We start from the raw sequence: 21,136 nt of genomic DNA, 5'->3' as shown, positions 1-21,136 counted from the left end.
GCCCAGGCGACTTGACCATCTGGCGACACCCCCTGGGGACCTTGAACAGGCAATAGCTTGTCGCCTGTCACCACGGGATGTGCACAGCCACGCTCGGCGCCCCCATCCGCCGCAAATTCCCGCCGGTCGCCCACCGCGCCCCGCCAGCACCCGCCACGTGCGGCCTCACGCACCACCTCCGCAGGACGCCGGGGATCAACCTGTCGGCCGCCGGCGGCGGCGTACTGCGCCCAGGCCTGCGATTCCGAGGGTCAGTACGAGCGCGGCGGCGGCGATTGCGAGGCCTCGGGTCAGGCCGGGTGGGGTGAAGTTGCAGGTGACTTGGGTGGTTGGGCCGACGATGGGGACGGCCATCAAGCCGCCGAAGTTGCTGGGGATCTGGTCCTTGCCGCCGGCGTTGCAGGACCAGCCGTCGATCTTGGGTACGCCGATGACCGCCCAGCCCTTGCTCCCGGCCGGCAACGTCGCCCGCAGCGAATGGCCGCCGGCCTGCACATCCGTGGCCCCGGTCGCCTGCAGCGTCTTCACGGCCTTCTCCAGAGCGACGGGGCTGAAGCATCCGATCGCGTTGTGCGGCGGGATCCCCTGGGGGTCCTCGCCGAAGTTGACCTCGACGAGCACCACTCCGGACTTGGGTACCGTCCCGAGCTCGATCATCGCGCTGCTCGTGTTGATCCCGGGCCGCCGCGTGGCACTCAGCTCATGCCAGTCCCCGCCCGCGAGCCGTGCCCGCCCGCCGACGCGCGGCATGAACAGGTACGCCGTACTCGTCGGCGCGCAAGCTGCCACCAGCTTCACGTCCCCGGTCGCGAAGCGGGTGCCCTTGTACTCGGGCACCTCGTACACAGTCGACCCGAGCAACCGCTCCTGAGCGAGATAAGCATTCGGCGCATCCGTGTCGACCTGCACCGCGGGATCCAGCCGGCGTCGCACGGTGACCAGCGGCGGTACGACCTCCGTGCGGATGTGTGGGTCGCCGTTGATCATCCGCATCCGCGCGCCGACGGAGAAGATCGCGTCGGTGACCGGGTTGTCGAGCGTCCGGCTCGCCCGTCCGTAGCCGGACCAGCCGAAGCCGAGCTGCGTCATCATCTGGTTCACCGAATACGGCAGCAGGCTGCTGTATTGCCCCGCGCCCTGCCCGCCGAGCAGCATCGGGTCGTTCGGCGTGACCGCCGTCCCGGGCTCGGTGCGGTACTTCGGCCAGTCGTCGGCCTTGCGGAGCTCGTCGTACCGGGCGGTCTGTTTGGCGTCCCACGGGTCGGCCGATGCGCTGAGCAGCTTGCTCCGGTACTCGTCGGTGACGACCGCGCTCCAGGTAGCCTCGAGTGTCACGACCGCGAGCAGTACGGCGAAGGCTGCCGCCACCGGGAGCCGCCGGGGACCGGGCTTGCGCCGCAGCAGCCAAATGGTGCCGAACACAACGAAGGCGACCGCTCCGGACACGACAAGCACCGTGAGCCAGTGTTCCTTCAGCAGCGGGCTGCCGTCCGACACGGCCACGATCACGGCGAGCAGCGCGCCGCCGCCGAGCAGGGCGAGCGGCCCGGGCAACCTGTGGGCGACCGAGATCCAGGCGACCGCGACGAGCAGCCCGCAGAGAACGAACGCCTCGCGGTACTGGCTGCCGTTCGGGGTGTCGAACGCGTGCCAGAACGCCTGTGTCGGGCCCCACCGGAACGTCAGCGCCACGCCGACGATCGTGATCACCCAGACGATCTTCGACCGCCACGGGACGAACTTGTTGAACGGCATCGTCAGCGCGAGCAGCAGCGCGAGCGTGCCGACGTACACGCTGGCCGTCTTGCCGACACCTTCGGTCAGCGGCAGCAGCCGGGACAGGAACACGCCGATCGCCGACGGGTGGAAGATCCCGGACGGGGACGGCGTTGCGGCGCGGTTGGCGAGGATGATCGGTAGCAGGATAGGCGCGATCAGGCCCATGCCGAGCGCGAACGACACGCCGTGCCGGACGAGCGACCGGAGCCGCAGCGACCAGCTGAGGTCGCTGCTCAGCAGCCGGGCGATCAGGTAGATCCCACCCGCGAACGTTGCCATGTAGGCGGTGTAGAAGTTGGACAGCCAGAAGACGGCCACCACCAGCACGCTCAGCACCCGGTTGGTCCGCCGCAGTGACCATTCGGCGACCAGGAAGAACATCGGCAGGGCGATCAGGCCGTCCAGCCACATCGGGACGTAGGATCCGTCGTCGAGCGCCCAGCCGCAGACGCCGTACGAGATGCCCAGCATCGCCGCGACCCACCGGGGGCCCGGCCGCATCTTCAGCAGCGCGGCGGCCATCGCGGCGGCGGCCAGGCTGAGCTTGAGAGTGGTGATGACGAAGACGGCGAGATCGACCCGGTCGCGCGGGAACAGGCCCACGAGCAGGGACAATGGGCTGCCGAGATCGACGCCGAGGTCGGCCCAGAAGCCGACGCCGAACGCGCTCTGCCAGTTGAACAGCAGGTCGCCCTGGGCCTGGCCGTGCAGGACGTCCCAGAGGTGGGCGAAGAAGGGGACGTACTGCGTGCCAAGATCGTTGGTACTGCGGGACAGCGAACCGAAGGGATAGGTACCGCGGATGATTCCGGAGGCGACGAACACCGCCGCCACCCCGACAGCGGCGACGCCGGCAGGGAGTAATGCCGAACGCCCCCGCGGGGCCTGTTGTTCGACAGCGTCCTCGGAAACCACTGGCCGCCCCTTCGTTCCGATCGTTCGGCCGCCAAAGCTAGCGGGTAGTACTGGTCTGGACAAGAATCGCACCATAGTCGGCGTGCGGGCCGGACGGGGACAACGATGCGGTTGAGTCTGGTGGTGCCGTGTTACAACGAGGTCGAGGTGATCTCCCGGTTCCATCAGGCACTGAGCCGGGAGCTCGCCGGGACCGGCCGTCCCTACGAGATCGTCTATGTCGACGACGGTAGTGCTGATGGGACGCTCGACGCCCTGGTCGGGTTGGCAGCGACCGACGAGTCGGTGAGATACCTCTCGTTCAGCCGCAACTTCGGCAAGGAGGCGGCGATGCTCGCGGGCCTCCGGTACGCGACCGGTGACGCCGTGGTGATCATGGACGCCGACCTGCAGCATCCGCCGGAGCTGATCGGCCGGATGCTGGCGGAGTACGAGCGGGGATTCGACCAGGTGATCGCGCGCCGTAACCGGACCGGCGACCCGGCGACCCGGACGCTGTTCGCGCGGGCGTACTACTGGCTGATCAACAAATGGGCCGACGTCGAGCTGATGGACGGGGTCGGCGACTTCCGGCTGCTGTCCCGGCGCGCGGTCGACGGGCTGCTCGAGCTGAACGAGTACAACCGGTTCTCCAAGGGCCTGTTCGCGTGGATCGGGTTCGAGTCGATCCTGTTCGAGTACGACAACGTGAAGGCCTCGGCGGACCGGAAGAGCCGCTGGACGTTCCGCCGGCTGCTCGAGTATGGGCTCGACGGGCTGCTGTCGTTCAACAACAAGCCGCTGCGGGCCGCGATCTACATCGGCCTGCTGCTCACCGCGGTCGCCGCCGGGTACGCCGTCTGGGTCCTGGTCGCGGCGATCCTGCACGGGGTCGACATGCCCGGGTACGTCACGCTGATCGCGGCGATCACCGGCCTCGGCGGACTGCAGATGGTGATGCTCGGGCTGATCGGCGAGTACATCGGGCGGATCTACTACGAGACCAAGAAGCGCCCGCACTACCTGCTGAAGCAGACGAACATGGACCCGGCCGACCGGCTGGAGCGGAGTCGCTGAGAAATGGCACCGGCCCCGGGTGGACGAGCCACCCGAGGCCGGTAGGAGTACAGCTGCCGAGGATCAGGCGGTGAGCCGCTCCTCGGTGGAGGTGGAGAACAGGTGCAGCTTCTCCGGCACCGCCTGCAGGCGGACGGTGGAGCCCTTCTCGACCTGCATACGGGCGTCGATCCGGGCGACGATCTGCTGGCTGTCGCCCTCGGCGGTGTCCGCGGTGCCGTACAGGTACGCGTCCGCGCCGAGCTCCTCGACGACGGCGACCTTCACCGGCAGGCCCTCGTCGGCGACCTTGAAGGCCTCCGGACGAACGCCGACGGTCAGGGTCTTGTCGCTACCGGCCTTGGCCAGTACGTCGCGCGCCACCGGGATGGTGTAGTCGCCGACCTTGGCGCCACCCTCCGCGATGTCCGCGGTCAGCAGGTTCATCGCCGGGGAGCCGATGAAGCCCGCGACGAACTTGTTCTTCGGGTTGTCGTACAGGTTCAGCGGGGTGTCGACCTGCTGGAGCAGACCGTCCTTGAGGACCGCGACCCGGTCGCCCATCGTCATGGCCTCGACCTGGTCGTGCGTGACGTACACGGTCGTGACCCCGAGGCGCTGCTGCAGCTCGGCGATCTGGGTACGGGTCTGGACCCGGAGCTTGGCGTCGAGGTTCGACAGCGGTTCGTCCATCAGGAAGACCTGCGGGTTACGGACGATCGCGCGGCCCATGGCGACACGCTGACGCTGACCACCGGACAGGGCCTTCGGCTTGCGGTCGAGGTACTCCTCCAGGCCGAGCAGCTTGGCGGCCTCGCCGACGCGCTTCGCCCGGTCCTCCTTGGAGACACCCTGCATCTTCAGCGCGAAGCCCATGTTGTCGGCGACCGACATGTGCGGGTAGAGCGCGTAGTTCTGGAACACCATCGCGATGTCCCGCTCCTTCGGCGGACGGTGCGTGACGTCGCGGTCGCCGATGTAGATGGAGCCCTCGTTGACCTCTTCGAGGCCGGCGAGCATCCGGAGCGAGGTGGACTTACCGCAACCCGACGGGCCGACGAGCACCATGAACTCGCCGTCCTCGATCTCGAGGTTGAGCTTGTCGACGGCGGGGGTGTCCGAACCGGGGTAGACCCGGGTTGCCGCCTTGAACGACACAGTGGCCATGACTGTACTTCCCTTCACCGGCAGGAACGTGCCGGACGATCCGAGTAAAGGTTCCCCCGGGCGGGGGAGTCCGCCTATCCTCGCCCGGCGCCACTCGTCCTGACAAGGTGTGTGGCGTGTGATGTGTCCGTTCTGTTCACGGAGTGGACACCGGCGCGCAGTCTGCAAGTTCTTGCAGGATCTTGCTGAAATGTCAGGCGGGGCTCTGTACAGTGCCCGCGTGAGCAGCAGAGCGCGGCTGGCGGACATCGCGGCCAAGGCGGGGGTCAGCGAGGCGACGGTGTCCCGGGTGCTGAACGGGAAGCCCGGGGTCGCCGAGGACACGAAACAGTCCGTGCTGACCGCTCTCGACGTCCTCGGGTTCGAACGGCCGGCCAGGTTGCGGCGGCGGTCCGCCGGGCTGATCGGGCTGGTGATGCCGGAGCTGATGAACCCGATCTTCCCGGCGTTCGCGCAGGTGATCGAGTCGGCGCTGTCGCAGCGCGGGTACACGCCGGTGCTGTGCACGCAGTCCCCGTCCGGCGCGACGGAGGAGGAGTACGTCGAGATGCTGCTCGAGCGCGGCGTCTCCGGGATCATCTTCGTCTCCGGGCTGCACGCCGACACCGGGGCGGACCACGAGCGGTACCAGGCGCTGGTCGAACGCCGGCTGCCGGTGGTCTTCGTGAACGGCTGGCTGCCGTCGGTCGAGGCGCCGTTCGTGTCGTCCGACGAGTACGCCGCGATGGAGCTTGCCGTCTCCCATCTCGTTGCCCTCGGCCACCGCCGGATCGGGTTCGCGTCCGGGCCGGAGCGATTCCTCGTCGTACAACGGAAGCTGGCCGGTTACCGGACGTCGATGAAGGCCCAGCTGGGGTTGTCCGACGAGGACCTCGACCCGATGGTTGCCCTGAGCATGTTCGGCGTCGAGGGCGGCGAGGCGGCCGGCCGGCAACTCCTCGACGCCGGCGTCACCGCGGTCGTCTGCGGCTCCGACATGATGGCCCTGGGCACCATCCGCGCCGCCCGCCAACGCGGCCTCACCGTCCCCGGCGACCTCTCGGTGGTCGGCTACGACGACGCCCCGATGATGGAGTTCACCGACCCACCCATGACCACCATCCGCCAACCCGTCCAGGCGATGGGCCTCGCCGCCGTCCAGTCCCTCCTCGAAGAGGTCCGCGGCCACGCCACCCCCCACACCGAATTCCTCTTCCGCCCCGAACTGGTGGTCCGCGCCTCCACCGGCCCGGCCCGCTGAAAACGGACTCCGGCCCGGGGCCGTCCCCTGCCGGGCGGCTCCGGGCCGGAGGTTTGTGGGGGTTACTTGGAGATGTGGAGCGGGGTGACGGTGTTGTTGAAGCCGTTGGCCCAGAGTTGGTTGACCTTGGCGCTTTCGGTGGCGTTGGGGTGGGTGTTGGTGCAGGACGGGCCGGGGCCGCCGCCGGACATCAGTTCGGAGCAGGGGCCGGAGTAGTGGTCGGGGAGGCCAAGGACGTGGCCGGTTTCGTGGGCGACGATGCGGGTCTTGTCGTACTGCTCGGCCTGCGTATAGTCGATGAATACGTATCCACTGCCGTGGCCGTCGGTCGACGCGTACGAGCCGCGGGAGTCGTTGCCCTCGGTGTAGTAGAAGTCGGAGTTGCTGCCCTCGGCAAGCTTCACGTTGCTCACCGACGAGTTCCAGATCTGCGTGCTGGCGGCGATCTGGGACGCGAACGTCGGTGCGTCGACCGAGTACGTCACGGTCACCGCGGTGACCTTCTGGCCCTTCGCGGCCTGCTTGGCCATCTTGGCGCGGGCGGACTTCATCACGGCGTCGTAGAACGCCTTGGTGGCGGCCTCGTCCTGCGGCGAGCCGACGTACGCGGCCCGGGACTCGGCGGTGGAGATGGTGCTGGGCGCGGCAGTCGAGGGGGACGCTGCGAGCGCGGGGACGGCCAGTGCGGCGGCGGCGAGCCCCGCGAGACTGGTCAGGATACGGCGATGCGACATGGAGGCCTCACTCCGTGATCGGTGGCGGATAGCGACGGGCGGATTACCGATCGCCACATTCGGATGCTGCCAAGCACTCCGGTTTTCCGCAGCAGATCGCGGGATATCGAGGGGTTAACCCGCGCGCCGGGGTTCAGGTTCTATGACCCGCATAACGAGCAGGTTATGAATCTCGGTGCGCCGCGAGGAACGCCCGTACGTCGCCCGCGATCCGCTCCGGGTACTCACCGTTGATCGCATGCGACGCGTCCGGGTAGAACGCGACGGTCTTCGTCCGCAGCGCGCGTTCGGCCGTACTGCGGGCCTTCGCCGGGTCGTGCATCACCGAGCGTCCGGCGATGATCGCGAGCACCGGCATCGGGAGCGCGGACAGCTGCTGCTCGCTGATCCGTCGCGGCTGCGGCTGGCGGATCGTGTAGTTCTTCATCCCGGACTCGATCATGTCCGCGACCGGGACATGCTCCACCGGGGCGCCGCCGGCGGTGTACGAGTTGAAGCTGTCCCGCCACGAGCGCGGCAACCACTTCACCGCGGCCGGGAGCGCCCGCAGCGCGGTCTCCACCGGGATCCCGTCGTACACGTTGACCGCGTCGAGCGTCGTGACGGTCGCGATCCGCTCCGGGTGCCGGACGGCGAGGTTCATCGCGGTCCAGCCGCCGATCGACATCCCGAGTAGGTTGAACCGCTTCTCGGGCAGTGCCGCGAGCGTCTGGTCCAGCCAGGCGGCCTTGTCCTCGTCGGAGGTGATCGGCCTGCTCTGCACGCTCAGCCCGGGTTCGCCGAGCAGGTCGATCGCGTACACATCGGTGATCGCGAGCAGCGACTTGAGATTGTCGGCCCAGACCGGTGTGCCCGAGGACGTCCCGGGCAGCAGGACGAGCGGTGCGAGGCCGCTCCGCGCGCCGGCGAACCGGTAGACGCGGACGATGCCGTACTCGGTCCGGACGTCGCGGACGCCGGCCGGCGCGGGCAGGTCGCGCATCGCGGCGTCGTACTTCGAGCGGTAGTCGTCGAGGCCGGCCGCGCTGTTCCAGTGGCCTAACGGATTCATGATCTCCTAACCGATCGGTAAGAGATCCAACCATACGGTAAATTGAGAGCATGCCCTCAGCGCGCGGCCGGAACCTGACCTTCACCGAGGAGGCGCGGCGCGCGCAGCTGGTCGACGTGACGATCGCGCTGGTGGCCGAGCAGGGCTACGCGGCGGCCTCGCTCGGACGGATCGCGGAGAGCGCCGGGATCACGAAGGCGGGGATCCTGTACCACTTCCCGTCCAAGCAGGCGCTGGTCGAGGCGGCGCACGCGCAGGTCCTGGACGCGCTGGTGGCGGAGGTAGGGGCCGCGGTCGACGCGGCGGATCCGGCGGACGGGCCGGCGGCGTACATCCGGTCGATGGTCGGGTACTTCCGGGCGCGGCCGCGGCACGTGCGGATGCTCGTGGAGGCGATGACGTCGGTGGCGCCGTTGACCGATTCCGAGGCGCGCTGGTCGGCGGTCGCGGACCTGGTGGCTGCGGCGCGGGCCGCGCGTGGCGTCACGTCGGCGATGGATCTGCGGTCGGCGGCGCTGGTGATCGGGGGCGGGATCGACGCGATCGTGGCGGAGTCGCTGCGGGATCCGGAGTATGACGCCCTCGCTGCCGCCGAGCTGCTGGTCGGCGTGATCGAGCGCGGGCTCTTGTCCTAGCTCTCGCCCGGGATGCCCACGTTGAGCAGCCGGGCGCCCGGGCCGCGGGTGGAGAGGCGGTCCTCCTTGTTGTACAGGTTGCAGCGTTGCAGGCTCAGGCAGCCGCAGCCGATACAGGTGTCGAGGTCGTCGCGGAGGCGCTCGAGCTCGGCGATCCGCTCGTCGAGACGGCTGCGCCACGACTTCGACAGCTTGCTCCAGTCGGCGCGGGTCGGCGTCCGGTCCTCGGGTAGCGAGTCCAGCGCGTTCTTGATCTCGGCGAGCGCCAGCCCGACCCGCTGCGCGGCCTGCACGAACGCGATCCGGCGCAAGGTACTGCGCTGGTACTGCCGCTGGTTGCCGGCGGTTCGGCGGGACGCGATCAGGCCCTGGTCCTCGTAGAACCGCAACGCCGACGCCGCCACCCCGGACCGCTGCGCGATCTCCCCGATCGAGAGCCAGTGCTCTTTGCTGGGGACGTTCTCCTCCGACATACAGCCACCCTAGAACGGGGCTCCAAACATTCAAGGATGCTTGAAGTGTTGGAGGGGACCAGTCGATCGGCTGGTCTGCTGGTCAAGGCGGTCGTCACGATCGGTTATACTTTTGTGGTGTCGGTGCGCGCGTCGCGTCACCAGAGATGTTCCCAGGCGCTCCGACCCGTCGGTTTCAGCATCCGCTGAAGACTCCGGCGACATGGGTGCAACGCGATAGCACCCGCAGGTCGATGCCCGTCTCCTGCTGAGTACGTAGTCCGGTCATGTTTCGTGACCGGCGCTCACGTGCGGCTGCGATCCGGCGCCCCTCGTCCGTGAATACGAGAGAGAGTTTGCGTGACCCAGCACCACCAGTTCGACGCCGATTCCGCCGACGGGCGGAGCAAGAAGCCGCGGCACAAGAAGCACCAGAACCAGTCGTACGGCGAGCGGATGGCCGCCGCGGAGCCGACGTACGACGCACCCCGTGAGGACCGCGCGCCCGTGAAGGGCTACCGCTCCGAGCAGCCCCGGGCGGACCGCGGTCAGCGCCGCGACGACCGGAACCGTGGGGAGCGCTCGTACAACCGTGACGAGCGTCCCGCGTACAACAAGCGTGACGACCGCCCGTCGTACAACCGCGATGAGCGTCCGTCGTACAACCGTGACGACCGTCCGTCGTACAACCGTGACGACCGTCCGTCGTACAACCGTGACGACCGTCCGTCGTACAACCGTGACGACCGTCCGTCGTACAACCGTGACGACCGTCCGTCGTACAACCGTGACGACCGTTCGTCCTACAACCGTGGTGACAAGCGGCCGTTCCGTCGTGACGAGCGCCCGGCCTACAACAACCGCGACGAGCGTCCCGCGTACAACAAGCGTGACGACCGGCCGTCGTACAACCGCGACGAGCGGCCCCGGTTCAACCGGGACGAGCGTCCGCGGTACTCGCGCGACGACCGGCCGTCGTACAGCAACCGGGACAACCGCGACAACCGGCGGTTCGAGCGGGACGACAAGCCGCGGTTCGAGAAGAGTTTCCGCAAGGAGGAGCCGGTGCAGCAGCCGGTCGACCTCGGCACCGTTGCCGAGGACAACCAGTTCGCCGCGCTCGGGCTCGCCCCGCGGCTGGTCCAGCGGCTGGCCCGGGACGGCATCACGGCGCCGTTCCCGATCCAGGCGGCGACCATCCCGGACGCGCTGGCCGGCAAGGACGTGCTCGGCCGCGGCCAGACCGGTTCCGGCAAGACGCTCGGCTTCGGTCTGCCGACGCTGATGCGGCTGGCCGGCGGCCGGACCGAGTCGCGCCGTCCGCGCGGCATGATCCTGGTCCCGACGCGTGAGCTCGCGATGCAGGTGCACGACGCGCTCGAGCCGCTCGCGCACGTGATGAACGTGTCGCTGAAGCTGATCGCCGGCGGCCTGCCGTACCCGAAGCAGATCGACGCGCTCCGGCGTGGGGTCGACCTGCTGATCGCCACCCCGGGCCGGCTGATCGACCTGTGCGAGCAGGGCGCGGCGGACCTCGGCGCGGTCGAGGTCGCGGTGCTCGACGAGGCCGACCACATGTGCGACATGGGCTTCATGCCGGCGGTGACCACGCTGCTCGACATGACCCCGCCCGAGGGTCAGCGGCTGCTGTTCTCCGCGACCCTGGACAACGACGTCGACACGATCGTGAAGACGTACCTGAAGGACCCGGTGATCCACTCGACCGATGCCGCGCAGGCTGCGGTGACGACGATGGAGCACCACCTGCTGGTGATCGAGCCGGCGCACAAGCAGTCGCTGACCGCGGAGCTGGCCAGCCGGGACGGGCGGACGATCGTGTTCGTCCGCACCAAGCTCGGCGCGGACCGGGTCGCGACCCAGCTGCGGGACCGTGGCGTGATGGCCGCGGCGCTGCACGGTGGCCTGACCCAGGGCGCGCGGAACCGCACGCTCGAGCAGTTCAAGGACGGTTCGGTTCCGGTGCTGGTGGCAACGGATGTCGCGGCCCGCGGGATCCACGTCGACGACGTCGGCCTGGTCGTCCAGGCGGACCCGGCGGCGGACCACAAGGACTACCTGCACCGTGCCGGCCGTACGGCGCGTGCCGGTGGCGAGGGCGCCGTCGTCACGCTCGTCCTGCCGCACCAGCGGCGCGGGATGGTCCGGCTGGCGGAGTCGGCCGGTGTCGACGTCGAGCCGGTCCGGGTGCGTCCGGGCGACGACGTGATGACCGGGCTGACCGGCGGCAGCAAGCCGTCCGGGTACCCGGTGAAGCTGCCGGCCCCGAAGCCGCGCGGCAACAAGGGCGGCGGTCGCCGTTTCGGCAGCACCCGCCCGGGTGGTCGCGGCAACGGCCCGCGCCGCAGCAACAACGGCGGCCAGCGTCGTACGGACGGAAGGTCCTACCAGCACTGAGCTCCACCGTTTGAGGGGTTAACCATCGAAATTGTCCCTTGGCCCGTTGCATGCAGCAGGGCTAAGGGGCAAGGCCGGGGGTTAACCCCTCAAACGTTGTGGGGGCGTGGTCAGGTGAGGACGGCCCAGAGGCGGGCCAGGACGGCGGCGATCTCCTCGGCGTCCAGCGGGACCAGTTCGAGCATCAGTTCGTCGTCGTCCACGCGGTCGGTCATCACGTAGATCGGCGGCGTACCGGCCTCGAGTTCGTTGGCGACGCGTTTGGCGTCGGCGACCTTCAGCAGCACCCGGGTCACCGGTAGGCCGGTCGGGTCCGCGACGGCCTGAACCACGACGCCGGGGATCCGCGACGCGGCGGCGACGAACGAGTCGACCTTGGCGCGTTCGTCGGCCTGCCACTTCACCCGGTCGATCGCCTGCCACTCCTCGAGCGCCGCGAGGACGCCGATGATGGCCTCCTTGGTCGGCTTCATCGCCCGCCCGATGCCGTGGTCCTGGGCGCGGACCGCCTGCACCAGCGGCCAGGTGCCGGCGACCAGCCCGGCCGTCGGCGAGCCGAGGTACTTCTGCCCGCTGACCAGGACCAGGTCCGCGCCGGTGGCGAGCAGGTCCGCGATCTTCGGGAACTGTCCCGCGCCGTCGATGACCGCCGGTACGCCGCGCCGGTGCGCGGCCTTGATCGCGGACGCCAGGTCGATCGGCTCGCCGCGGGTGAGCCGCGACGCGACCAGCATCAGGCAGGCGACGTCCGGCCCGTCGAGCTCTGCCTCCAGGTCGGCGATCGTACAGCCGTCCTCGTCGCCGGCCAGGTCGACCTGCGCGCCGGACAGCCGGATGGCCTGCAGGTTCGAGTGGCCGTAGTCGACGACGTGGCAGGCTGGGAGGACGACCCGGTGGTGCATGTCGGTCGTGTCCGGCAGCGACGCCGTACGCCGTGGGTCGCCGCCGGTCATCGTGGCCGCGACGGCCAGCGTGATGGCGGCCGCGGTGCAGTGCACGACGGCACCGGCTTGGGCGCCGGTGAGCTGCGCGATCGCCTCGCTCGCCCGGTCGCGCAGCTCGTCCAGCACGAAGAACTCCGGGAGCGCCTCGGCGACGGCGGCCGCGACCGCGTCGGAGCTCCTGGACACGCCGAGCGGCGTGTACGTCCCCCTGGCGTTGATCACCACACTCAATCGATAACGATCGTGGATGCTCATGGTGTTGCTGAGCGTAGTGGTCACGGACCGCAATTGGCGAGAGTCTGTTGGTGGCGAGTTCTTGACCCGAAGCTACTGCTGAGTCATCCTCACTTTTACCAACCTGAGGAGGGACCGTGCCCCGCCCCGCACTTCGCACCCGCCTTCGCACTCACCTTCGGCTGATGGCCGCCGCGGCTGCCGTCGTCGCCGTCCTCGCCGCGCTGCCGGCCCCGACCCAGGCGGCGCCGCAGGCCGTTGCCGCGGACCCCACGGATTATTGCCTTGGGCAATGTCGTGACATCCTGCCGCCGGGCCAGAACGGCAGCGCGACGTTCACGGATCTCCTTGCTTTCAAGGCGTTGGGGGTCCGGCCGCCGCATTTCAGCGACAGCCTGAAGCCGTACCAGGACCTGGTCTGGAACTCGCAGGGCATCACCGACGACGGCCTCGCGCCGTACTACGACGACTCGTCGTTCGGGGTGAAACCGGATGACGTGGCAAGCACCGTCCACCCGCGCAGCGACGTGACGATCGTCCGCGACAAGTCCCGCGGCATCCCGCACATCACCGGCACCACCCGGCTCGGCACGATGTTCGGGGCCGGGTACGCCGGCGCGCAGGACCGGCTGTTCGTGATGGACGTGTTCCGGCACCTCGGACGCGGTCAGCTGACGCCGTTCGCGGGCGGCGCCGCGGCGAACCGCGAGTTCGAGCAGGAGTTCTGGCGGACCGCGCCGTACACCGAGGCCGATCTGCAGCGGCAGTACGACGACGCGCCCAAGCTCTACGGTGCCGACGGCGTGAAGATGCAGCAGGACATCCAGGCGTGGGCCGACGGCGTCAACCACTACATCGACACGGTCGGCATCGGGTATCCCGGCGAGTACGTCGCGCTCGGCCTGCAGTGGCCGACGCCGCACTGGAAGGTGACCGACGTGGTCGCCACCGCGGCCGTGGTCGCGGGCATCTTCGGCACCGGCGGCGGTTCCGAGGTGACGTCGGCGCTCGCGCTCCTCGAGGCGCAGGCGAAGTACGGCGTTGCCGAGGGCACCAAGGTGTGGGAGTCGTTCCGCTCGCAGAACGACCCCGAGGCGAGTACGACGGTGCACAACGGGACGACCTTCCCGTACGGGACCACCGGGCCGAACCCGCCCGGCCGCGCGCTGCCGGACCGCGGCTCGGTGACCGCCGAACCCGAGGTGATCGACCAGACCGCGAACAAGGCCGCCGCCGCGAAGCCCGCGCCGAAGGGATCCGAGGCGCTCAAGGGAATCTTCGACAAGGGACTCTTTCCCGACGGTTTCGGAACGAAGGGAATGTCGAACGCGCTGCTGGTTTCCGGCGCGCACACCCAGTCCGGCAACCCGATCGCCGTCTACGGACCCCAGACCGGGTACTTCGCCCCGCAGCTGCTGCTCCGCCAGGAACTGCAAGGCCCGGGCGTCAGCTCGCGCGGGATCGCGTTCGCCGGCCTGAACTTCTACACGTTGATCGGCCGTGGCCCGGACTACTCGTGGAGCGCGACGTCCGCCGGGCAGGACATCACCGACACGTTCGCCGTACCGCTGTGCGAACCCGGTGGCGGAACGCCGACGAAGTCCTCGCAGTACTACGTTTTCCGCGGCCAGTGCGTGCCGATCGAGCGGCTCGAGCGGCACAACTCGTGGTACGCCAGCCTCGGCTCGTCGGAGCCTGCCGGGTCGTACACGCTGGTTGCCCTGCGCACCAAGTACGGCATCGTGACACACCGCGGAACAGTTTCCGGAAAGCCTGTTCTCTTCACGAAGAACCGATCGACGTACGGGAACGAGGCGGGGTCGGCGCTCGGGTTCATGCAGTTCAACGACCCGGACCGGATCCACTCGGCCGCCGACTTCCAGAAGGCCGCGGCGAACATCGGGTACACGTTCAACTGGTTCTACACGGACAAGAACTCGATCGCGTACTTCAACTCCGGCGACAACCCGGTCCGCGCCGACGGCGCCGACCCGAATCTGCCGACCTGGAGCACGTACGAGTGGAAGGGCTGGAACCCGGACACCAACCGCGCGACGTACACGCCGCCGGCGCAGCACCCGCAGGTCGTGAACCAGGACTACCTGACCAGCTGGAACAACAAGCAGGCCCCCGGGTACTCCGCCTCGGACGGCCAGTGGGGGTACAACGCGGTCTACCGCAGCCAGCCGCTCGACGACCGGATCAAGGCGGTGATCGGCAGCGGCCAGAAGTTCACCCGCGGCAAGCTGGTCGAGGCGATGGAGGACGCCGCCACCGTCGACCTCCGTGGCGACCAGGTGCTGCCGTACCTGCTGCGCGTCCTGAAGTCCGCCCCGATCACCGACCCGGCCGTGGCGGACGCCGTCGGCAAACTGACGGCCTGGCAACAGTCCGGCGCCCATCGCAAGACCCCGAACGCGTCGTCCCGCACGTACACCGACGCCGACGCGATCCGACTGCTCGACGCCTGGTGGCCGCTGCTGGTCCCGGCCGAGTTCAAGGACCTCGGACCGGATCTCTACGGCGCACTGACCGCGAACCTGAAGATCGACGAGCGCCCGAGCGCGCAGGGCTCGTCGTTCCAGAGCGGCTGGTGGGGCTTCGTCCAGCGTGACATGCGGAAGGTGCTCGGCGACCCGGTGAAGGCGTCCCAGCCGGTGACGTACTGCGGCGGCGGATCGCTGGCGGGCTGCCGGGCGGTCCTGACCGAGACCTTGCTGGCAGCAAGCAAGACGCCGGCGGCGACCACGTACCCGGCGACGGCCGACTGCGCTGCCGGTGACCAGTTCTGCGCCGATCAGATCGCGCACAACCCCATGGGCGGCATCACCCAGGACCGGATCGCGTGGGTCAACCGGCCGACGTACCAGCAGGTGGTCGAGTTCCCGGCGCAGCGCGGCGACGACGTCAGCAACCTGGCGGCCGGGAAGACCGCAACCGCGAGCAGTTACGAGAAGGGCTGGTACGACTCGCCGCCGACCCAGGCGGTCGACGGGAAGCTCGACACCCGGTGGGCCAGCGACTGGTCGGACCCGCAGTGGCTGAAGGTTGACCTCGGCAACGAGCAGCCGATCAGCCGGGTGGTGTTGCGGTGGGAGTCGGCGTACGCGAAGGCTTACCGGGTCGAGGTCTCGCGGGACGGGTCGACGTGGCAACAGGTGTACGCGACGACGTCCGGGAACGGTGGTGAGGACGTGGTCAGGTTCGCGGCGACGCCGGCCAGATATGTCCGTGTCACGGGGACGCAGCGGGCGACGTCGTACGGCTATTCGCTGTACGAGTTCCAGGTGTTCAGATGGTGATGCCAGGATGAGTGCATGACACAGAACTTTCCTCCGAACCAGCCGTATCCGCCGCAGCAGCCGGGCTACCAGCAGGGTCCGCCTCCGGGGTACCAGCAGGGTCCGCCGCCCGGATACCAGCAGGGGCCGCCGCCGCAGCAGCAGGGATACGGCCAGCAGGGCGGGTACCAGCAGCCGTCGAACGTGCCGCACGTCGCGCCGCAGGGTTCGCCGTACCCAGTGCTGGTCTCGACGATGAACGACTTGCCCGGGTACACCGCGGAGAAGGTGTTCGGCGAGGTGTTCGGGCTGACCGTCCGGAGTCGCGACTTCGGGTCGAACTTCACCGCGAGCTTCCGGTCGCTCGGCGGCGGCGAGGTCCCGGAGTACACCCAGATGCTGGCTGAGTCCCGGCACGTCGCCGTACTGCGGATGTGCCAGATGGCGCAGCAGATGGGCGCGAACGCGATTCTCGCGATGCGGTTCGACTGCAACGAGATCGCGAACACGATGAGCGAGGTCGCCGCCTACGGGACGGCGGTCGTGGTGCGGAAGGTCGAGGCACCGCGGGTCCAGGACACCAAGCCTGATGAGGATGATGCGAATGACAGCTGACCTGATCCTGCCGCCCGGATTCAGGTGGGGCGTCTCGACGTCGGCGTACCAGATCGAGGGTGCCGTGGCCGCGGACGGCCGCGGCACCTCGACCTGGGACACGTTCTGCGCCACGCCCGGCAAGATCCTGAACGGCGACACGGGAGCGGTGGCCTGCGACCACTACAACCGGTACGCCGAGGACGTCGCGCTGATGCGGGAGCTGGGCGTGGACACCTACCGGTTCTCGTTCGCCTGGCCGCGGATCCAGCCGACCGGGAGCGGACCGGCGAACGCGGCCGGTATGGACTTCTACGACCGGCTGATCGACACACTGCTCGGCGCCGGGATCCAGCCCGCGCCAACGCTCTACCACTGGGACACGCCGCAGCCGCTCGAGGATGCCGGCGGCTGGCTGAACCGGGACATCACCGAGCGGTTCGCGGAGTACGCCGCGCTGCTGGGCGCGCGGTTCGCCGACCGGGTGCCGCTGTGGATCACGATCAATGAGCCGATGGTGCTGACGTTGATGGGGTACTCGCTCGGTGCCCATGCCCCCGGCAAGGAGTTGCTGTTCGACGCGCTCCCGGTGGCGCACCACCAACTGCTCGCCCACGGCCGCGCGGTGCAGGCGCTGCGGGCCGCCGGTGCAACCCAGATCGGGATCGCCTCGAACCACGCGCCGACCTGGCCGGCCAGTGACAGCGCCGAGGATCGGGAGGCGGCGGGGCTGTACGACAACCTGATCAACTGGATGTTCGCCGACCCGATCATCCTGGGGGAGTACCCGTCCGGGATCGGCGACGGCATGCCAGGGCCCGTGGCCGACGACCTCGCGATCATCTCGACACCGCTCGACTTCTTCGGCATCAACCACTACGCGCCGGTGTCCGTCGGCGTCGCGACCGGTCAGGCCGACACGGCCGCGACGGACGGCGTACAACTGCCGCCTGGGTTGCCGTTCGAGCCGCGGACGCTGCCCGGGTACCCGACGACGGACTTCGGGTGGCCGGTGGTGCCGGAGGCGTTCGCCGAGACGCTGCGGATCTTCCGCGACCGGTATGGCGACAAACTGCCGCCGATCTACATCACGGAGAACGGCTGCGCGATCAACGACGGGCCGGTTGACGGGGTGGTGGCCGACCAGCGTCGCATCGACTACCTGGACGGGTATCTGCGCTCGCTGAAGTCTGCGATCGACGACGGAATCGACGTTCGTGGGTACTTCCAATGGTCGCTGTTGGACAACTTCGAGTGGGCGGCCGGGTACTCGCAACGCTTCGGCCTGGTGCATGTCGATTTCGAGACGCAGGAGCGGACCCCGAAGGAGTCGTACTTCTGGCTCCAGGCTCTGATAGCCCAGAACCGCAGATGAGCACGGAGGGGGTCGTGGCCGCTGGGGCCTTGGGGGAGCCCACCGTGCGGGTCGGGGGCGGATGGACCGCGGCTGTTGTGCTCGCGAATGTGGGGGTGTTCGCCGCCTGGCTGGGGCCGATCCAGGTGTTGCTGGCCAAGCAGTCCGAGGTGGTTGCGCCGGGCAACAAGGAGTTCGTGTTCGGCCTCGTGACCGGGGTCGGGGCGGTCGTGTCGGTGGTGGCCAATCCGGCGTTCGGGGCGATCTCGGACCGGACCGTGTCACGGTTCGGGCGCCGGGTTCCGTGGGTGATTGCGGGCGCGGTCGGCGGTGCGATCGGGCTCGGGATCCTGTCCGGGGCGCGGGTGATCGTGCTGATGCTCATCGGGTGGTGCCTGATGCAGCTGTTCGGCAACGCGCTGCTCGCGGCCGCCACCGCGGTCGTCCCGGACCGGGTCCCGGTCGCGCAACGCGGGGTGGTCGGCGGCTGGGTCGCGATCTCGCAGGTCCTCGGCGCGCTGGTCGGCACGGCCCTCGCCGCAGCCTTCGACAACTTCACCCTCGGGTACGTCGCCTGCGCCGCGTTCCTGCTGCTCTCCGTCGTACCGTACCTGCTCCGCAGCCACGATCAGCCGTTGACGGAGCGTTCGCCGTTCGTCCTGCCCGACTTCCTGAAGAGCTTCTGGATCAGCCCGCGCCGCTACCCGGACTTCGGCTGGGCCTGGCTGACCCGGTTCCTGTTCAACGTCGGCAACGCCCTCGGCACGCTGTACCTGTTCTACTACCTGCAGGACGAGGTCGGCATCACCGACCCCGACACCGGCGTACTGATCCTGACCGCGATCTACAGCGCCTGCGTCCTGACGACCGCGATCAGCTTCGGCCGCTGGTCGGACCGGTCCGCGCGCCGGAAGGTGTTCGTCACCGCGTCCGGCTGGGTGATGGCGGTGGCCGGCGTGATCCTCGCCGTCTGGCCGACCTGGGCAGGCGCGATCACCGGCGCGATCGTCCTCGGCGCCGGCTTCGGCGTGTACCTGTCCGTCGACTTCGCCCTGCTCACCGAGGTCCTCCCGAACGCCCGCGACCGCGCCAAGGACCTCGGCGTCATCAACATCGCGAACTCCCTGCCGCAAGTCCTGGCCCCGGTCATCGCCGCCCCGATCGTCAAGCACCTCGGCGGCTACCCGGTCCTGTACCTGCTGGCCGCCGCGGTCACGGTCCTGGCCGGCGTCCTCGTCACCCGGGTCCGCTCCGTCGCTTGACTGGACAGCGCCTGGGGTCACGCGACAAGCAATAGCTTGTCGCGCGACCCCAGGAGTTGATCAGAGGCTGCGGGCCAGCGCCTTGGCGGCAGGGGAGGTGGCGGTGACCCGGATGTGCCCGAGCCCGAGCCAGGTTGCCAGTTGGCGGAGCTCGGCTGCCAGGGGCTCGACGAAGTCGGCAGCTCCGGGTTCGGGAGTGAGGGTGGGAACGACCAGCGTCGACTCCGGGCGGTCGGACTTGAGGTCGACGCGGGCCACCAGGCGATCCCCGAGCAGGAACGGCAGCACGTAGTACCCGTGGACGCGCTGCGGGGCCGGCGTGTAGATGCTGATCCGGTAGAAGAAGTCGAACAGCCGGTGTGCCCGGTCCCGATTCCAGATCAGCGGGTCGAACGGCGACAGCAGCGCACACGTGTCGACCGGACGATCCTCCGCCTCGTGCCAGCGGTACGCCTGCTGCTTCACCCCCTCGGCGCGCACCGGCACCAGCTCGGCGGACTCGACCAGCTCCCCGACCACCTCACGACCGGTTGCTGCAGGCAATGGAAAGTGCGCCTGCCCGGTGCCGCCGCAGAGCTCCCGCAACGTCGCGATCCCCAGCCCTCGTGCCGCGATCCGGATCAGCTCGCGGCGGGCCTCGGCCGCGGTCGGCTCCGGGGCGTCGAGCACCGCGGCGGGCAGCACCCGTTCGGTCAGGTCGTAGATCCGCTCGAAGTGCCGCCGCCCCGCGATCGTCACCTGCCCGGTGCAGAACAAGTACTCGATCGCGATCTTCGCGTCCTGCCAGTTCCACATCGTGCCGGTCGTCGGATCCGGGTCCGGGTCGGTGCGCTGACGCCGTACGCCGTCCGGGCTCGCCTCGCCCGCGGTCAACGGTCCCTGGTCCGTGACGAGCCGCAGGACCTGGTCGACGTACCCGGGCCGCTCCGCGGTCAGCCGGCGCATCCCCGCGACGACCGACCACGGAGCGGTCACGTCCGGACTCAGCTCCTCGTCCCACACCTGCCGCTCGGCCGCCCGCATCCGCCAGCGCATCAGCGGGTAGTTGCCGAGCGGGATCAGTGCGGCCTTGTGCCCCCAGAAGTACTCGAACAGCTGCCGGTCCGCGCCCCAGCTCAGCTCGTCCAGCGTGTCCCGCGGATAGTTGCCCACCCGCGAGAACACCGGAAGATAGTGCGACCGGCACAGCACGTTCACCGAATCGAGCTGCAGTACGCCGGCCCGCCGGATCGCCCAGCCCACGTCACCGGGCTGATGCGCCTCGCCGAACCCTTGCGCGGTCAGCGCGATCCGCCGCGCCACTTCCGTCGAGACTTCGTCGCCTACGGCCACCATGACTCGAACGTATAGCGCGCGATCGGGTCACCGGGGCTAGCGCTTGGAGACCGCGTACGTCAGATGGGTGACCTGTGACGACGGATCCACCCGGGTCTGCCGCAGCGCGATCCGGTCCGCGTCGAACTGGTCGAACAGGCGGATCCCGGAGCCGAGCAGGACGGGCGCGAGCGAGATCGAGAACTCGTCGACGAGCCCGGCGTTCAGGTACTGCTGGATCAGATCGGCACCGCCGGAGATGCGGACGTCGTCGTCGCCGGCGGCCTCCCGGGCCTGGAACAGCGCGCTCTCGATGCCGTCGTTGACGAAGTGGAACGTCGTACCACCCGGCCGCTCCCACGGCTCCCGCACCGTGTGCGTGACGACGTACACCGGGGTGTGGAACGGCGCCTCCTCCGGCCAGGCGAGCTCGCCGCCGTCGAACATCCGCTTGCCCATCACGTTCGCGCCGATCCGCTCCTGGGTGGCCCGGGAGATGTCGTCGTCGAGCCCTTCCTCGCCGCCCTCGCCGAGCTTCAGGTTCTCCCGGAACGACCGCTGCGGGAACAGCCACGCCTGCAGCTCCGACCACTTGCGCAGCCAGCGCTGGACCCGCGGATCGTCCTGACTGTCGGGCGAGAACACCTCCGCGACCGTCACGTCCGGGACCGGTGCGACGAAGCCGTCGAGCGACATCGTCACGCCGAAGAACACCTTTCCGGCCATTGCT

The 21,136-nt window shown here is 69.2% G+C and carries 16 protein-coding genes; 8 read left to right on the top strand and 8 right to left on the bottom strand.

The window, feature by feature from the left end; translation table 11 throughout:
• Positions 1 to 195: 195 nt before the first annotated feature.
• Positions 196 to 2,694, bottom strand: a complete 2,499-nt coding sequence (locus ACXJJ3_RS16850) for a YfhO family protein (protein WP_458171059.1) — start codon at positions 2,692 to 2,694, stop codon at positions 196 to 198.
• A gap of 105 nt (positions 2,695 to 2,799) precedes the next feature.
• Between ACXJJ3_RS16850 and ACXJJ3_RS16845 the strand changes: the two genes are divergently transcribed.
• Positions 2,800 to 3,750 carry a glycosyltransferase family 2 protein gene (locus tag ACXJJ3_RS16845; RefSeq protein ID WP_458171058.1) on the top strand — a complete coding sequence of 317 codons (951 nt, stop codon included), beginning with the start codon at positions 2,800 to 2,802 and terminating at the stop codon, positions 3,748 to 3,750.
• A 63-nt stretch (positions 3,751 to 3,813) separates the two neighbouring features.
• Here ACXJJ3_RS16845 and ACXJJ3_RS16840 read toward each other — a convergent pair whose 3' ends face one another.
• Entirely contained in the window at positions 3,814 to 4,896 is a 1,083-nt protein-coding gene (locus ACXJJ3_RS16840; RefSeq protein WP_458171057.1) for an ABC transporter ATP-binding protein, read from the bottom strand.
• A 220-nt stretch (positions 4,897 to 5,116) separates the two neighbouring features.
• On the opposite strand from ACXJJ3_RS16840, the gene ACXJJ3_RS16835 reads away from it, so the two are divergent.
• Complete coding sequence (locus ACXJJ3_RS16835) at positions 5,117 to 6,136, top strand: LacI family DNA-binding transcriptional regulator (protein WP_458171056.1); 1,020 nt, start codon at positions 5,117 to 5,119, stop codon at positions 6,134 to 6,136.
• A gap of 62 nt (positions 6,137 to 6,198) precedes the next feature.
• On the opposite strand, the gene snpA is transcribed toward ACXJJ3_RS16835, so the two are convergent.
• The gene (gene snpA / locus ACXJJ3_RS16830) at positions 6,199 to 6,870 is read right to left on the bottom strand and encodes a snapalysin (protein ID WP_458171055.1); all 672 of its coding nucleotides are present in this window, start codon (positions 6,868 to 6,870) and stop codon (positions 6,199 to 6,201) included.
• A 163-nt stretch (positions 6,871 to 7,033) separates the two neighbouring features.
• Entirely contained in the window at positions 7,034 to 7,921 is an 888-nt protein-coding gene (locus ACXJJ3_RS16825; protein WP_458171054.1) for an alpha/beta fold hydrolase, read from the bottom strand.
• A gap of 50 nt (positions 7,922 to 7,971) precedes the next feature.
• On the opposite strand from ACXJJ3_RS16825, the gene ACXJJ3_RS16820 reads away from it, so the two are divergent.
• Positions 7,972 to 8,556, top strand: a complete 585-nt coding sequence (locus ACXJJ3_RS16820) for a TetR/AcrR family transcriptional regulator (RefSeq protein WP_458171053.1) — start codon at positions 7,972 to 7,974, stop codon at positions 8,554 to 8,556.
• On the opposite strand, the gene soxR is transcribed toward ACXJJ3_RS16820, so the two are convergent.
• Positions 8,553 to 9,029 (bottom strand): redox-sensitive transcriptional activator SoxR, encoded by a 477-nt coding sequence (soxR, locus tag ACXJJ3_RS16815; RefSeq protein ID WP_458171052.1) that lies wholly within the window; start codon positions 9,027 to 9,029, stop codon positions 8,553 to 8,555. The genes ACXJJ3_RS16820 and soxR overlap by 4 nt on opposite strands.
• A 339-nt stretch (positions 9,030 to 9,368) precedes the next feature.
• On the opposite strand from soxR, the gene ACXJJ3_RS16810 reads away from it, so the two are divergent.
• Entirely contained in the window at positions 9,369 to 11,423 is a 2,055-nt protein-coding gene (locus tag ACXJJ3_RS16810; protein WP_458171050.1) for a DEAD/DEAH box helicase, read from the top strand.
• Positions 11,424 to 11,533: 110 nt separating this feature from the next.
• Here ACXJJ3_RS16810 and ACXJJ3_RS16805 read toward each other — a convergent pair whose 3' ends face one another.
• Positions 11,534 to 12,622 carry an aminotransferase class V-fold PLP-dependent enzyme gene (locus ACXJJ3_RS16805; RefSeq protein ID WP_458171049.1) on the bottom strand — a complete coding sequence of 363 codons (1,089 nt, stop codon included), beginning with the start codon at positions 12,620 to 12,622 and terminating at the stop codon, positions 11,534 to 11,536.
• Positions 12,623 to 12,786: 164 nt separating this feature from the next.
• Between ACXJJ3_RS16805 and ACXJJ3_RS16800 the strand changes: the two genes are divergently transcribed.
• From ACXJJ3_RS16800 to ACXJJ3_RS16785, 4 genes are read left to right on the top strand one after another with little or no spacing between them, the layout of a single operon-like run.
• Entirely contained in the window at positions 12,787 to 15,903 is a 3,117-nt protein-coding gene (locus ACXJJ3_RS16800; protein ID WP_458171047.1) for a penicillin acylase family protein, read from the top strand.
• Between the two features lie 15 nt (positions 15,904 to 15,918).
• Positions 15,919 to 16,497 carry a YbjQ family protein gene (locus tag ACXJJ3_RS16795; RefSeq protein ID WP_458171046.1) on the top strand — a complete coding sequence of 193 codons (579 nt, stop codon included), beginning with the start codon at positions 15,919 to 15,921 and terminating at the stop codon, positions 16,495 to 16,497.
• A complete protein-coding gene (locus ACXJJ3_RS16790; protein ID WP_458171045.1) occupies positions 16,487 to 17,851 on the top strand; it encodes a GH1 family beta-glucosidase in 1,365 nt (454 codons plus the stop codon). The genes ACXJJ3_RS16795 and ACXJJ3_RS16790 overlap by 11 nt, the downstream gene beginning before the upstream one ends.
• 14 nt (positions 17,852 to 17,865) lie before the next feature.
• Positions 17,866 to 19,092, top strand: a complete 1,227-nt coding sequence (locus ACXJJ3_RS16785) for an MFS transporter (RefSeq protein ID WP_458171043.1) — start codon at positions 17,866 to 17,868, stop codon at positions 19,090 to 19,092.
• A 60-nt stretch (positions 19,093 to 19,152) separates the two neighbouring features.
• Here the strand turns inward: ACXJJ3_RS16785 and ACXJJ3_RS16780 are convergent, their stop codons facing one another.
• Together ACXJJ3_RS16780 and ACXJJ3_RS16775 are read right to left on the bottom strand one after the other, a co-directional pair.
• A complete protein-coding gene (locus tag ACXJJ3_RS16780) occupies positions 19,153 to 20,427 on the bottom strand; it encodes a winged helix-turn-helix domain-containing protein (RefSeq protein ID WP_458171042.1) in 1,275 nt (424 codons plus the stop codon).
• A gap of 36 nt (positions 20,428 to 20,463) precedes the next feature.
• Complete coding sequence (locus ACXJJ3_RS16775; RefSeq protein ID WP_458171041.1) at positions 20,464 to 21,132, bottom strand: dihydrofolate reductase family protein; 669 nt, start codon at positions 21,130 to 21,132, stop codon at positions 20,464 to 20,466.
• Positions 21,133 to 21,136 lie beyond the last annotated feature (4 nt).

Source organism: Kribbella sp. WER1 (assembly GCF_054189145.1).
This window is presented reverse-complemented; position numbering and strand designations above follow the sequence as displayed.